Genomic DNA, 13,657 nt, shown 5'->3' on the forward strand with positions numbered 1-13,657 from the left:
CCGTCCGGTGTCCGGCCCCCGCCCGCCGCCGGTCTGGCACCATGACGCGGTGACCCACGCACGGCAGCAGCACACGATCCAGGTCGTCGCTCACCGAGGCGCCTCCGAGGACGCCCCGGAGCACACCCTGGCCGCGTACATGAAGGCGATCGAAGACGGTGCCGACGCCCTCGAATGCGATGTACGGCTCACCGCCGACGGTCACCTCGTCTGCGTCCACGACCGCCGCGTCAACCGCACCTCCAACGGCCGTGGCGCCGTCTCCACCCTCGAACTCGCCGACCTCGCCGCCCTCGACTTCGGCGCCTGGAAGGGACGGGAGGACTCCGACGAGAGCCCGGACTGGCGCGACCCCCGGTACACCTCCGTCCTCACCCTGGAACGGCTCCTGGAACTGGTCGCCGACGCCGGCCGGCCCATCGAGCTGGCGATCGAGACGAAGCACCCCACCCGCTGGGCGGGGCGCGTCGAGGAGCGGCTGATCGAGCTGCTCGACCGGTTCGGGCTGACGGCGCAGCGGCCCGGTACGACACCGTCCGTGCGCATCATGAGCTTCTCGGCCCGCTCGCTGTACCGGGTCGCGGCGGCCGCGCCCGCCGTCCCCACGGTGTACCTGATGCAGTTCCTGTCCCCGCGCGTACGCGACGGGCGGCTGCCCGCCGGCTCCTGGATCGCCGGGCCCTCCATCCGGATCGTGCGCAACCACCCCTCCTGGGTCGACCGCCTGCACCGGGCGGGCAACCAGGTCCACGTCTGGACCGTCGACGCGCCCGACGACGTCGACCTGTGCGCCGGCCTTGGCGTGGAAGCGATCATCACCAACCGCCCCAGGCAGGTCCTGCACCAGCTGGGCCGCGCGTAGGGCCGTCCCGGGAGCAGGGCAACCGCGCCCCGGCAGCCCCCTGCGTCACGGGATGTGCACCGGCGCGTTCGGAGCGTGGCCGGTCGTGCCGAGTGCGTCACCGTATGCGGATTGGCCGGTTTCCGGTCCAGTCCATTGGGGCATTCACTCCGTGGCGTGGGGCGAAGGAGGTCTCGGGGGTGGCGTTGGTGGTGGCACAAGAGGTGCCCACGTCGTCGAGCATGGCCGTGCCCCATGGCCCTGCGGGCGTGGGTGAGGCGAGAAGCCGCATGCGCGAGCAGTTGCGCAGCAGCGGCATGTCGGAATCGGTCGTCGACGATGCCGTACTGGTCCTGTCGGAGCTGCTCAGCAACTCCTGCCGGCACGGCAGGCCGCTGGGTCAGCGGGAGGTCGGTGACGGCGACGTCCGCGCCGCCTGGCGCGTCGACCCGCAGGGCGCCCTGACCGTCGAGGTGACGGACGGGGGTGGTCCCACCCGCCCGGTTCCGGCCACGCCCTCGGTCACCGCGCGCGGCGGCCGCGGGCTGAACATCATCAGCGCCCTCGCCCAGGACTGGGGCGTACGCGACGGCGCGTCCGGCGAGGTCACCGTGTGGGTCGTCCTCACGGACGGGCACCGCCGCGACGATTTCGCTACGCGCGTCACCGGGCCGGCCACCGCCGGACCCGGTTTCGGCTTCCTGGAGGCGTGCGACGCGTACGACGCCTACGACGTGTTCGGGGACGTGGACTGAGCCTCCCGGCGGTCCGGTGCGGCTAGGCTCACGGCCGACACAGCAGTGCCGCACCGCCGTTACGGGAGAAGTCAGACCATGGGCAAGAAGCGTCCCCAGACCAAGGCCGGGAAGCCGCGAGCGACCGTCGGAGCCCGCGCCGCCGGCGCTGACGAGCAGGTGCCGGTCGTCGGAGCCCGTGAGCCCTGCCCGTGCGGCTCGGGCCGCCGCTACAAGGCGTGCCACGGCCGCGCCGCCGCACAGGCGGTGACCGAGCTCGTCCAGCGGCCCTTCGAGGGCCTGGCGGGCGAGTGCGACTGGGTCGCGCTGCGCGAGCTGGTCCCCGCCGCGACCGTCCCGCTGCACCTCAAGGGCGGGCTGCCGGAAGGCGTGCCGTCCGTGACCCTCGCGACCGTCCTGCCCATGGCGTGGCCGGCGCTGCGCCGCGACGACGGTTCGGTGCTGCTGGCCCTGCAGAACGACACCTCGACCGGCGATCTGAGCCGGGACCTCGCCGGCACCCTCCAGCGCGCGCTGACCGCCGAGCCGGGTACGCCCGTCACGGCCGGGGGCTCCCCCGCCGACGGCGGGCGGGCCGACGGGCCGCGCCTGCAGGACCTGCTCGACCCGGACGCGGCGTTCGAGCCGGTCGTCCACTCGGGCTTCGAGTTCTGGGTGCCGGACTCCGCGGAGAAGTCGTCGCCCGAGGTGGCCGCGTCCCTGGAGCGGGCCAACGCCGCCGCCATCCCGACCGTGAAGCTGTCCGGCGTGGACGCCGCCTACTGGTGCGAGACGCCCGAGAAGAACCACCTGCGCTGGGTCATGCCGCACCCCGAGGAGCAGCTGCTCGACGCGCTCGCCCGGCTGCACGCGGCGGGCCGGTCCTCGCTGGGCGAGGACACCCGCCTGGTCGGCTCGTTCCGCGCGCACGGCCTGATGGTCCCGGTGTGGGACCTGCCGAGCGCGATGGGCGCGAAGGACTGCGAGCAGCCGGCCGCCGAGTTCGCCGAGCGGCTCGCGGAGGCGCTCGCCGTCGACGCGCCGCTGAGCCCGGAGGAGCGCCGGGCGCGCGGCGGTCTCACCAACCGCCAGGTGACGCTGAGCTGAACGGCAGGTTACGGCGGAAGCGTCCTGACCGGTCGGTGACCTCCGCCACAATTCCCTCTACCGGCCGGTAAATCCATGACCGAATTGCAGAGATCGAATTTGCGAACAGCCGATCTCTTGTTACGGTTCTGGAAGCCCGGTCGCTGGTGCATCCCCCGTCGCCAGCGATCGGGCGCTTCACTTTCCGCGGAATGCCGCCTTCCGATCCCGGCCGGCCCGCGACGTCAACTCGCCCTGGGCTCCCGGGCGTTGCTCCCCGAGCGCAACAGCAGCGGACGCGTCTGCGCGTCACCGCTCTCCGCGAACTCCGCCACCGCCGTGTATTCAGCGGACTTTCCCCGCCGCGGCTCCCTCGGCGTCTCGCATGCGCCCGGCTCGTCGTCCGCCTCCACGGTGCAATGCGTTTGGACCGTACGGCCGCCGGGGGCCATGAGCGTCAGCACGGAGGTCAGTTCCGCCCCGGTCGCATTGCGGTAGTACGTCCGGGCCCACGCGTCCGGCCCCTCGGTCAGGACACAGGTCTGCGCCTCGACCCCCTCGGGCGAGGCGAGCTCCGGGCCGCACCGCGCGGCGCCCCGCGGTGCATCGATTCCGGCCAGAAGTCCGGAGGGGGCGGCGGAGACACCCGCGGGTGCGTCGGCGGCCCCGGAGGCGGGCGAACCGGAGCGCGGCGCACCGGAAGCGGACGCTGTGGTGGAGCCGGGGTCGGGGGCCGGAGCCGCCGGGACGCGGGCGGCGGACACCGAGCCGGGGCCGGGGCCCGGAGACCCGGCCGGCCCCGCGGAGGCCACCAGGGGCAGCACCGCGGCGAACACCACGACGGCCCCGATCCCGATCATGCGGAGATTCATGGCGGCCCCTTCTCGACGGTGCGCCGACGATATCGACGGAAGACGGGCGCACGGTGAACCGCGCACCCGAATCCCGTACAACTCGCCCCACCATGCACCCGAACGGGTGACGCCCGGGGACCGGAGCGGTACGTCAGTACCGCAGCCGGCTGCCTCCGTCGGGCGTGGTCGGAGTGGTGGTGCTCGCCTCGACGAGCGCGTCCACCACCGCCTCCACGTCCGGCAGCCAGGGCGACGCCGACCCGGCGAGCGGCGCCCGCTCCCAGCGCACCTGGCCCGTCCCGGTGTCCGAGGGCGGCAGCACCAGGTAGCCGCCCTCGCCGTGGAAGCGCAGCGAACTGGGCACGCAGTCCTGCACGTACAGCAGCTCCCCGAGCTGTTCGAGCGTGTACGGGGCGACCAGCAGGGACCACCGGGTCGGGGTCGCCACCACCGGGCCGAGCCGCATGCCCATCGCGTCCAGCGCCGCCAGGGCGCGGGCGCCCGCGACCGCCGGCAGGCTGAGCGCGCACGGCGCACGGCCCCCGGTGGCGAGCACGATCGGCGCGTCCGGGCGGTTGGCCCACCACCAGCGCACCATGCGCGGGTCCGTGGTGGCCGCGAGCAGCCCGGGATCGAAGGGGTGTGCGCCGGGTACGACGCACTCGGGGTCGGGGCAGGCGCAGCCGCGGTCCCGGTCGCCGCGGCTGCCGGCCGCCGTGAGTCCCACGCCGGGGAGTACGGGCCACTGCCACTCGGCGGCGCACCGGAGTGCCGCCTCGACGTGGGCGGGCCTCCTCTTACGCCGGAACCGGAGCCCGCGTCGCCTTCCGAGGATCTCGCGCATGAGCGCTCGTTCCTTTCCGTTGAACGCCGAGGTCCACATCACAACACGTGTGTGTTTCTTCGCTGTGCGTACAAGCCGACGTCTCACCGCCCGTCCGTGTCGCGCGGCGCGTGCCGCGTGACGCGTGCCGGTGGCATGCGCCTGCCCCTCTTCAGCTGCGGCAACCAACACCGCGCGGGGCCGAGCGTGGGCGCTGTCGTCCCATGGGCTGTCGTCCATTTAACGTGTGGCGAGGGGTGGCGCGCTCAAGGCGCTTGCCGCCCCGCCGAGCTCTTCCCCGCCACCCGGGGACGGGGTGCGGCCTTCGGTGGTGAGGACGCCGGGGCTCCCCGCGGAGTTCCGTGCCCGCTCCAACTGCCCCTGGACCGTCACCGTTTACGTACCCCAGCACGTCCGGGATGACGCTCTCCCCGGGTCGTCGTCCCCCGACGGCGTCCCGGGCTGTGCCCCTTTTCGAACGGCCTCAGTCGACCGCAAATGGCGCCCATGGGGAGCATTTTTGAGCCAACTTCGGCACCTTGTAAACACCGCGCGCCCTGCTGGGACAATGCTGGACATCCCCTTACTTGTGCGTGTACATGTGGTTGCAGTGATAGCGGCGCAGAATGACATGGGGGTTTGCGATGCTATTGAGCACAACGCACCCGTCGGAAAGCCGGCTGCCATGAGCGCCCCTCACCTGCCGAAAGTGGCCGGAATCGATCCCACGGTTCCCGCACCCGCGCACACTGCACCGCCCCTGACGGACCTCCCGGCCCCGCCGGTCGCGCCCGGCGCGCTGATCCAGGACCGGCTGGCGGGGTGGGTCTCCGACCTGACCACCCTCCACGAACTCACCGAGCGGCTCGGCCGCACCCACTCCCTCGACGACGCCCTGCGCGAGCTGCTGCGCGCCGGGGCCGCGCTCGTCGGCGCCCGGCGCGGCATGGTGGTCCTCGAACCCGCCGACGGCCTCGGCCCCGCCACCACCGTCGGCCTCGGCCTCGACCACGCGGACCTCGGCACCATCGAGACCGTGCCGCGCAGCGCCACGTCCTACGGCCGCATCCTGGAGGGCCTGCCCGAGGCGGCGCCGCGCCCCGCTTCCGCGGACGCGCCCGCGGAAGCGGCCCCCTCCGCCGGCAGACCGCCGGATCCCGCCCGCGCCGCGCCGCCCGCAACCGGCGTACCCGACCCCGTCGCCGTCCCCGACCTCTTCGCCGACGAGCACCTCGACCCGCGCCACCGCGAGGTCGCCGCCCGGCTGGGCTTCGCCGCCAGTTACGCCGTACCCCTCGCCACCGGGCAGGCCGGCACGCTCGGTGCCGCCGTCTGGCTGTACGACGAGCCCGCCGAGCCGGCCGAGCGCGCCCGCCACCTCGTGGGCCTCTACGGGCAGTACGCCTCCGAGCACCTCGCGCGCCAGGTGGAGCTGGAGCGCAGCCGCGCCACCATGGCCACGATCGCCGAGGAGCTGCTGCCCCGGCGGCTGCCCCGCGTCCCGGGCGTCCAGCTCGCCGCCCGGCACCGCACCACCCCCCGGGGCGGCGGCGACTGGTACGACGCGCTGCCGCTGCCCGAGGGCGCGCTGGGCCTGGCCGTCGGCTCGGTCTCCGGCTCCGGGCCGAGCGCGCTGGCCGCGATGGGCCGGCTGCGCGCCTCGCTGCGGGCGTACGCCGTGATGGAGGGCGAGGACCCGGTCGCCGTCCTGTCCGACCTGGAGCTGCTGCTGCGGCTGACCGAGCCGGCCCGCTCCGCCACCGCGCTGTTCGCGTACGCGGAGCCGGCCCTCCGCAAGATCGTGCTGGCCGGGGCCGGGCACACCCCGCCGCTGATCGTCGGCGAACGGCGCACCGAGTTCATCGAGACGTCCCTGTCCGCGCCGCTCGGCATGCTCGCCTGCTGGGAGGCGCCGAGCGTGGAGCTCACCACCGAGCCCGGCGAAACGGTGCTGCTCTACACGGACGGGCTCCTGCGACGCACCGGCGAGCCCATTGACCGGGCCTTCGCGCGGCTGCACGCGGCAGCGGCGGCCGTCCCGCGGACCGACCGGTCCGACCCGGGCGCCATCGCGGACCACGTGCTGCGCACGCTGCTGCCCGACGACGCGCACGGCGCGGAGGACGTGGTGGTGCTGGCGGCGCGCTTCGCGTGAGCGTCCGGTCCGGGAGCGGGTGGCACGAGGCCCTGGGGGCGGCTCCGGTGCGACCGTACGATGGGGATGGTTCAGTGTCGTACCAAAAAGGTCGTACCAACAGGAGGCGGACCCGTGGCCGAAGAGCTCACGCCGGAGACCCCGGACGAAGCTGAGGAGCCGATCAAGCAGCGCAAGAACAGCCTGTACCCGGTGGTGTCCGACGAGCTCGCCGCGAACATGAAGACCGGCTGGGCCGACACGGAGCTGCGCGACCTGGAGCCGATCCCCCAGGCCGACCGCACCGCCGCCCGGCGCGCCGCGCTCTCCGAGCGCTTCCCCGGCGAGCGCCTGGTCATCCCCTCGGGCAACCTGAAGACCCGGTCCAACGACACGGAGTACGCCTTCCGGCCGTCGACCGAGTACGCCTACCTGACCGGCGACCACACCCACGACAGCGTCCTGGTGCTGGAGCCCGCGGCCGGGGGCCACGAGGCGACGCTCTACCTGCTGCCGCGCTCCGACCGGGAGAACGGCGAGTTCTGGCTGGACGGCCAGGGCGAGCTGTGGGTCGGCCGCCGGTACTCGCTGACCGAGTCCGAGCGGCGGCTCGGCATCCCCGCCAAGGACGTGCGGGAGCTGACGGAGCAGCTGCGCCAGGCCACCGGCCCGGTGCGCGTCGTGCGCGGGCACGACGCGTCCGTCGAGGCCGCGCTGACCGACAAGGTCACCGCCGAGCGCGACGAGGAACTGCGGGTGTACCTCTCCGAGGCGCGCCTGGTGAAGGACGCCTTCGAGATCGGCGAGCTGGAGCGGGCCTGCGCGTCGACCGCGCGCGGCTTCGAGGACGTCGTACGCGTCCTGGACAAGGCGCAGGCGACGAGCGAGCGGTACATCGAGGGCACCTTCTTCCTGCGCGCCCGCGTCGAGGGCAACGACATCGGCTACGGCTCGATCTGCGCGGCCGGCCCGCACGCCACCACGCTGCACTGGGTGCGCAACGACGGTCCGGTGCGCCCGGGCGAGCTGCTGCTGCTCGACGCCGGCGTGGAGACCACCACGCTCTACACGGCGGACGTCACGCGCACGCTGCCGATCAACGGCCGCTTCAGCGAGCTGCAGCGCAAGATCTACGACGCGGTGTACGAGGCCCAGGAGGCCGGCATCGCGGCGGTGAAGCCGGGCGCCGTCTTCCGCGACTTCCACGACGCCTCGCAGCGCGTCCTCGCCGAGAAGCTCGTCGAGTGGGGCCTCGTCGAGGGCCCGGTCGAGCGGGTCCTGGAGCTGGGCCTGCACCGCCGCTGGACGCTCCACGGCACCGGCCACATGCTCGGCATGGACGTCCACGACTGCGCGGCCGCGCGGACGGAGGCGTACGTCGACGGCGTGCTGGAGCCGGGCATGTGCCTGACCGTCGAGCCGGGCCTGTACTTCCAGGCCGACGACCTGACGGTGCCGGAGGAGTACCGCGGCATCGGCGTCCGCATCGAGGACGACATCCTCGTCACCGAGGACGGCAACCGGAACCTCTCGGCGGCGCTGCCGCGCCGGTCGGACGAGGTCGAGGCGTGGATGGCCGGCCTGCAGGGCTGACGCGCCGCGCCGGGCGCGCCAGGGGGTGGGAGCCGGACGGCTGCCACCCCCTCGGTGCGGTCAGGCCGGGGTCAGGACGCCACCAGCGGGGCGTCGGACTTCCACTTCACGATCTTGTCGAAGCTCACCACCGCGCCGCCGCGCCCGGATCTGTTGCCGATGTGGACGTGGTCGGCCAGTTCCTCGATCAGGCTCAGCCCCCGGCCGTGCTCGGCCTCGGGAGTGGCTCTGCGGGGCGGGCGCAGCGGGCCCGCGGGAAAACCCGGGCCCGAGTCCGCCACCTCGATGCGGCACTTCTCACCGTCCAGGTACGCGGTCACCCGGTACTCGGCGGAGCCGTCCCCGGCGCCGTGCTCGACCGCGTTCGCACAGGCTTCGCTCAGCGCGAGGGACAGGTCGTACGAGATCTCCGGGTCGACTCCCGCGGTCTCCATGGTGCCGAGGAGGAGGCGACGGGCGAGCGGAACGCTCGCAGCCTCGCGCCGCAAGTGGAGTGACCACCAGATGCTCATGCTCCAGCCTCCTGGCTGCGGCTCGACATATCGTTTCGTATTGCCCTGAGCGGGCGGTCGTAAGCGCTGCGTTGACGCCCAACCCCTCATTCGGCGGATGTGCGTAGCCCGTACGCCGGTGTATGTCGCAAAGGGCATCTTCCGGACCTGCCGTGTGGGGCGCGCGGGCGCAGTGCGATGATGGCCCGGCCATGTCTGCCCTCCCCGACGCGCCGACCGCCGCGCCGCATGCCGCCTCGCATGCCGCACCGCGGCTGCTGAGGGCCGCGGTGTTCGCCGCGGTCTGCGTCGTGCTGTCCGGGACGGGACACGTGCTCGCCGCGTGCGCGGCCGTCCCGTGGTGGACGCTGGCCCTCGGGTTCCTCGGCGTTCTCGCCCTCACGCTGCCCTTCGCCGGGCGGCAGCGGTCCCTGCCGGCGATCGCGGCCGCGCTGGCGGGCGGGCAGCTCGCCCTGCACGTACTCTTCGGGCTCGGCCAGCGGCAGCACCTCGCCGTCGGCGTCGGACCCCAGGCGGACGACGCGCTGATCCGCACGGCCGCCAAGCTGGTGTGCGGGGCGGGTGCGAGCTCCCTCAGCCCGGCCGACGCCCACCGGATCATCACCACGGCGGGCCTCGACCCGGCCGCGGCGCAGTCGGCGGCGCGGTCCGCGTCGCACGCGGCGCACGCCGGCCACCTCGCCGAGCCCGCCGGGCTGTGGCCCAGCCTCCCCATGGTCCTCGGCCACCTGCTGGCCGCCCTGGTGACCGGCTGGCTGCTGCGGCGCGGCGACCTGGCGCTGCTGAAGCTCTCCGGCCTGTCCGCGCAGGGCGCGGCGGACGTCGCCGACGCGGCGCTCGTACGGTCCCTGCGCGCCGCCCTCGTCCTCGTACGCGCCCTCGTCGCCGGGCTGCCCGCGCTGCCCGCGGGCGGGCCGCGGCCGGCGCGCACCGACGACGACCCCCCGCCGCCCGCCGCGGCGGACGCACTCCTCCACACGGTGATCAGGCGCGGCCCGCCGGCCGTATACGTACTCGCCGCCTGACACGGCCCACTCGACGGGAGTGGTGCCGTGGTGCGCCCGTGCGCACACACCGACGTCCCATCTCCGTGGAGTGTGTTCCGTGATGAACGTTTCCCGTATCGCCCTCGCCGGCGGCACCGCCCTCTCGTCCGTCGTCCTGCTGTCCGGCACCGCCTTCGCGCACGTCAGCGTGCAGCCGCAGGGCGAGGCGGCCAAGGGCGGTTACGCCACCGTCAGCTTCAAGGTGCCGAACGAGCGCGACAACGCCTCGACCGTGAAGCTGGAGGTCTCCCTCCCGGCCGAGCACCCGCTGGCCTCCGTCTCCACGCAGCCCGTCCCGGGCTGGCAGGCGCAGGTCACCAAGGCCAAGCTGGCCAAGCCGCTGGAGGTGCACGGCAAGCGGATCACCGAGGCCGCCACCAAGATCACCTGGACCGCGGCCGGTTCGAAGATCGCGCCCGGTGAGTTCCAGCAGTTCACGGTCTCGCTCGGCCGGCTCCCCGAGGACACCGACCGGCTCGTCTTCAAGGCCCTCCAGACGTACGACAACAAGGAGGTCGTCCGCTGGATCGAGGAGCCGAAGGACGGCGCCGAGGAGCCCGAGACCCCCGCGCCCGTGCTCAAGCTGTCCGCCGCCTCGGACGACCACCACGGCACCGCCGCCACGACCGGCGGCCAGGGCGACGGCAAGACCGCCGCGAAGGGCCACGGCGACGGGGCCGAGCAGGCCGCCGCGGACGGCTCCGGTGACACGACCGCCCGCGTCCTGGGCGTCGCCGGCATCCTCGTCGGTGCCGCGGGTGTCGCCTTCGGCGTGCTCGCCGGGCGCCGCCGCCCCGGGTCCCCGGACTCCTCCGGCACCTCGGCCTGACGGCCAGCCACCTGCATACCCCTGAGAGAGAACCCATGTACCAGCTGATGCGCGCCGCGCGGCCCCGCCGCGCCCGGCGCACCCCGCTGATCGCGGCGGCGCTCGTCGCCGCGTCGGCGCTCACCCTGTCCGCGTGCGGCGGCGACGACACCCCGGCCGGCGGCAGCCCCGTCGCCGAGGTCTCCGCCGGCACCCCGCAGGACGCGGCCGGGACCGTACTGGACCGGCCCTTCACCAAGCCGGACCTCGTCCTGACGGACACCACGGGCAAGCCGTACGACCTGCGCGAGCGCACGAAGGGCAAGCCGACGCTGATCTACTTCGGCTACACCCACTGCCCGGACGTCTGCCCGCTGACGATGAGCAACATCGCCATCGCCAAGAAGAAGCTCCCCAAGGCCGATCAGGACAAGCTCCAGGTCGTCTTCGTCACCACCGACCCGGAGCGGGACACCCCCGCCGAGCTCGCCAAGTGGCTGCCCGGCGCCGGCGACCCCTCCTTCGTCGGTCTGACCGGCGACTTCCCGACCATCCAGGCGGGCGCCCGCCAGATGGGCATCGGCATCGACCCGCCGAAGAAGGAGAAGGACGGCTCGGTCGTCTCCATGCACGGCGCGCAGGTGATCGCCTTCTCGCCGACGACCGACCAGGGCTACGTCCTGTACGGGGAGAGCACCCCCTGGGAGACGTACGCCAAGGACCTTCCGAAGATCGTCAAGGGGGAGAACCCGTGATCCGCCGTACCCCCCTCACCGCCCTGGCCGGTGCCATGGCCCTGGCCGGAACCCTGGCGCTGGGCGGCTGCTCGGCCGGGGAGGAGAAGCCGGAGCTCACGGTCAGCGGCGCCTTCATGCCGCAGCCCGTGGGCGACATGGCCGGCGGCTTCCTCACCGTGACCAACGACGGCGGCGAGGCCGACAAGCTGACCTCCGTCACCAGCCCGCTCTCCGACGACGTCCAGATCCACGAGACGAAGGACCAGAAGATGCGGCAGGTGAAGTCCTTCGACATCCCCGCGGGGGGAGCGCTGAAGCTCGAACGCGGCGGCAACCACATCATGTTCATGGACATCAAGCGGAAGCCGAAGCAGGGCGACAAGGTCACCGTCGAGCTGCGCTTCGAGAAGTCGGACCCGATCACGGTGGAGCTGCCGGTCGAGGCGGCCACCCACAACCCGGCGCACCACTAGGCACTTGGGGGACCGACACACCATGACAGCGACCACCGCCCCGCGCCTCACCACCGCCGTCACCGCCGCCGTCACCACGGTTCCGCGGCTGCTGCTCGTCGCGGCCGTGCTGCTCGGTGCGCTGTTCACCGGCGCCGCCCCCGCGTCCGCGCACGCCGCGCTGACCGGGAGCGACCCGAAGGACGGGGCGGTGGTCGCCGCCGCGCCCAGGAGCGTCACGCTCACGTTCTCGGAGCAGGTCGCCCTGGGCGACGACGCGATCCGGGTGCTCGAACCGAGCGGCGCGCGCGCCGACACCGGCGAACTGCGCGACCTGTGCGCCGGATCGGTGGTCAAGTACGGCGTGGCGCTGCGCACCGGGCTGCCGGACGGCACGTACACCGTGGCGTGGCGTGCCGTCTCCGCCGACAGCCATCCGATCGCCGGCGCGTTCACCTTCTCGATCGGAGCGCCGTCGAAGACCACCGTCGTCCTGCCGCAGCAGGAGGCCGGCGGCGGAGTCGTCGGCGTCCTGTACGGGATCGCGCGCTACGTCTCCTACGCCGGTTTCATCCTGCTGGTGGGCGGCGCCGCGTTCCTCCTGGCCTGCTGGCCGCGCGGGGCGGCGGTACGGCCGGTGCAGCGCCTGGTCTCCCGGGGCTGGGTGGCGCTGACGGCGGCCACGCTGGCGCTGTTGCTGCTGCGCGGGCCCTACACCGGGCTGGACTTCGGGCTCGGCTCGCTCGGCGCGGTCCTGGAGACCAAGACCGGTGCCGCGCTCGTCTCCCGGCTGCTGCTGCTGGGCGCCGCGGCGTTGTTCGTGGCGGTGCTGTTCGGTGCCTGGACCCGGCGGGAGGAGGAGGCCGAGAAGAAGGACCTCACCTTCGGTCTGGCCATCGGCGGCTCGGTGATCGCCGCCGGCATCGCGGGCACCTGGGCGCTCTCCGAGCACGCCTCGGCCGGACTCCAGCCGGGCATCGCGATGCCCGTCGACGTCCTGCACCTGCTGGCGATGGCCGCCTGGCTCGGCGGCCTGGCCGTGCTGCTGGTCGCCCTGCACCGCGAGCCGTCGATCGAGCGGACCGCGGTACGGCGGTTCTCGCGGCTCGCGTTCGGGTCCGTGGCCGTCCTGGCCGCGACCGGCGTCTACCAGTCGTGGCGGCAGGTCGGCTCCTGGACGGCGCTGACCGGCACGGCGTACGGCCGGCTGCTGCTGGTCAAGGTGGGGCTGGTCGCCGTGCTCGTCGCCGTCGCGTGGGCCTCGCGGCGGTGGACGCAGCGCCTCGCGGAGACGGCGCCCGCGGAAGCGGAGGCGGAGGCGGAGGCCTGGGAGTCGGCGGAGCCGGCGAAGGTTGCGGAACCGGCGAAGGTTGCGGAACCGGCGGGGGCCGGGGAACCGGCGGACGGCGCGGAGCCGGTGGGGGCCGGGGAACCGGCGGACGGGCCGGACGAGGTCACCGGGGAGCGGGCCGCGCAGCTCGCCCGCCAGGAGGCCGCCCTCGCCGCCGCCCGCAGGAAGCGCGAACGCGACGCCGACCCGGAGCGGGCCGGGCTGCGCCGCTCGGTCCTCGCCGAGGCGGGCGTCGCCGTGGCGCTGCTGGCCGTCACGACCGTACTGACCACGACCGAGCCCGGCCGTACCGAGCAGGAGGCCGGCCGTGCGCAGTCGGCGTCCTCGACCGCCGTACCGGACCGGCCCGTCGACCTGACGCTGCCCTTCGACACCGGCGGCCGCGGCGGCAAGGGCACGGTGCGGCTCAGCCTCGCCCCGGGCCGCTCCGGCACGAACGCCCTGCACGTGTTCGTGGACGGAGCGAACGGCCGGCCCCTCGACGTCCCCGAGCTCAAGGTGTCCTTCACCCTCGACGCCCAGCGGATCGGCCCGCTGCCGGTCACCCCGGACCGCGTCGCGGCCGGGCACTACAGCTCCGAGCGCCTGCAGATCCCGATGCCCGGCGAGTGGACCATCAAGATCACCGTCCGCACCTCGGAATTCGACCAGACCACCCTCGACAAGAACGTGAAGATCGGCTGACC

13 protein-coding genes are annotated in these 13,657 nt (G+C 73.8%); 10 read left to right on the forward strand and 3 right to left on the reverse strand.

Features of this window, described 5'->3' with window-relative positions; genetic code table 11:
- Window positions 1–49: 49 nt before the first annotated feature.
- The 3 genes from ACIA79_RS22310 (at window position 50) to ACIA79_RS22320 (ending at window position 2,682) form a co-directional block, all read left to right on the forward strand.
- Window positions 50–862 (forward strand): glycerophosphodiester phosphodiesterase, encoded by an 813-nt coding sequence (locus ACIA79_RS22310; protein ID WP_399430079.1) that lies wholly within the window; start codon window positions 50–52, stop codon window positions 860–862.
- Window positions 863–954: 92 nt separating this feature from the next.
- On the forward strand, window positions 955–1,596 hold the full coding sequence (locus tag ACIA79_RS22315) for an ATP-binding protein (protein ID WP_399430080.1): 642 nt from the start codon (window positions 955–957) through the stop codon (window positions 1,594–1,596).
- A gap of 78 nt (window positions 1,597–1,674) precedes the next feature.
- Window positions 1,675–2,682: a DUF5926 family protein gene (locus ACIA79_RS22320; RefSeq protein ID WP_399430081.1), complete on the forward strand. Its 1,008-nt coding sequence runs from the start codon at window positions 1,675–1,677 to the stop codon at window positions 2,680–2,682.
- 224 nt (window positions 2,683–2,906) lie between these two features.
- Here ACIA79_RS22320 and ACIA79_RS22325 read toward each other — a convergent pair whose 3' ends face one another.
- Together ACIA79_RS22325 and ACIA79_RS22330 are read right to left on the reverse strand one after the other, a co-directional pair.
- Window positions 2,907–3,533 (reverse strand): hypothetical protein, encoded by a 627-nt coding sequence (locus ACIA79_RS22325; protein ID WP_399430082.1) that lies wholly within the window; start codon window positions 3,531–3,533, stop codon window positions 2,907–2,909.
- Between the two features lie 133 nt (window positions 3,534–3,666).
- Complete coding sequence (locus ACIA79_RS22330; RefSeq protein WP_399430083.1) at window positions 3,667–4,359, reverse strand: bifunctional DNA primase/polymerase; 693 nt, start codon at window positions 4,357–4,359, stop codon at window positions 3,667–3,669.
- Between the two features lie 547 nt (window positions 4,360–4,906).
- Between ACIA79_RS22330 and ACIA79_RS22335 the strand changes: the two genes are divergently transcribed.
- Together ACIA79_RS22335 and ACIA79_RS22340 are read left to right on the forward strand one after the other, a co-directional pair.
- Entirely contained in the window at window positions 4,907–6,493 is a 1,587-nt protein-coding gene (locus tag ACIA79_RS22335; RefSeq protein ID WP_399430084.1) for a PP2C family protein-serine/threonine phosphatase, read from the forward strand.
- A gap of 114 nt (window positions 6,494–6,607) precedes the next feature.
- Window positions 6,608–8,065, forward strand: a complete 1,458-nt coding sequence (locus ACIA79_RS22340; RefSeq protein ID WP_399430085.1) for an aminopeptidase P family protein — start codon at window positions 6,608–6,610, stop codon at window positions 8,063–8,065.
- A 71-nt stretch (window positions 8,066–8,136) separates the two neighbouring features.
- Here the strand turns inward: ACIA79_RS22340 and ACIA79_RS22345 are convergent, their stop codons facing one another.
- Window positions 8,137–8,577 carry an ATP-binding protein gene (locus tag ACIA79_RS22345; RefSeq protein ID WP_031071783.1) on the reverse strand — a complete coding sequence of 147 codons (441 nt, stop codon included), beginning with the start codon at window positions 8,575–8,577 and terminating at the stop codon, window positions 8,137–8,139.
- Between the two features lie 191 nt (window positions 8,578–8,768).
- On the opposite strand from ACIA79_RS22345, the gene ACIA79_RS22350 reads away from it, so the two are divergent.
- From ACIA79_RS22350 to ACIA79_RS22370, 5 genes are all read left to right on the forward strand, one after another.
- Window positions 8,769–9,602 (forward strand): hypothetical protein, encoded by an 834-nt coding sequence (locus ACIA79_RS22350; protein WP_399430086.1) that lies wholly within the window; start codon window positions 8,769–8,771, stop codon window positions 9,600–9,602.
- An 82-nt stretch (window positions 9,603–9,684) separates the two neighbouring features.
- A complete protein-coding gene (locus ACIA79_RS22355; RefSeq protein ID WP_399430087.1) occupies window positions 9,685–10,452 on the forward strand; it encodes a YcnI family protein in 768 nt (255 codons plus the stop codon).
- Between the two features lie 47 nt (window positions 10,453–10,499).
- Window positions 10,500–11,186, forward strand: coding sequence for an SCO family protein (locus ACIA79_RS22360; protein WP_399430126.1), 687 nt, complete (start codon window positions 10,500–10,502; stop codon window positions 11,184–11,186).
- A gap of 35 nt (window positions 11,187–11,221) precedes the next feature.
- The gene (locus tag ACIA79_RS22365) at window positions 11,222–11,641 is read left to right on the forward strand and encodes a copper chaperone PCu(A)C (RefSeq protein ID WP_078887686.1); all 420 of its coding nucleotides are present in this window, start codon (window positions 11,222–11,224) and stop codon (window positions 11,639–11,641) included.
- Between the two features lie 22 nt (window positions 11,642–11,663).
- The gene (locus ACIA79_RS22370; RefSeq protein ID WP_399430089.1) at window positions 11,664–13,655 is read left to right on the forward strand and encodes a copper resistance protein CopC; all 1,992 of its coding nucleotides are present in this window, start codon (window positions 11,664–11,666) and stop codon (window positions 13,653–13,655) included.
- The last annotated feature ends 2 nt before the right edge of the window (window positions 13,656–13,657 follow it).

Origin of the sequence: Streptomyces sp. NPDC051310, from assembly GCF_044455245.1 — a bacterium.
In the GTDB taxonomy this organism is placed as follows: Bacteria; Actinomycetota; Actinomycetes; order Streptomycetales; family Streptomycetaceae; genus Streptomyces.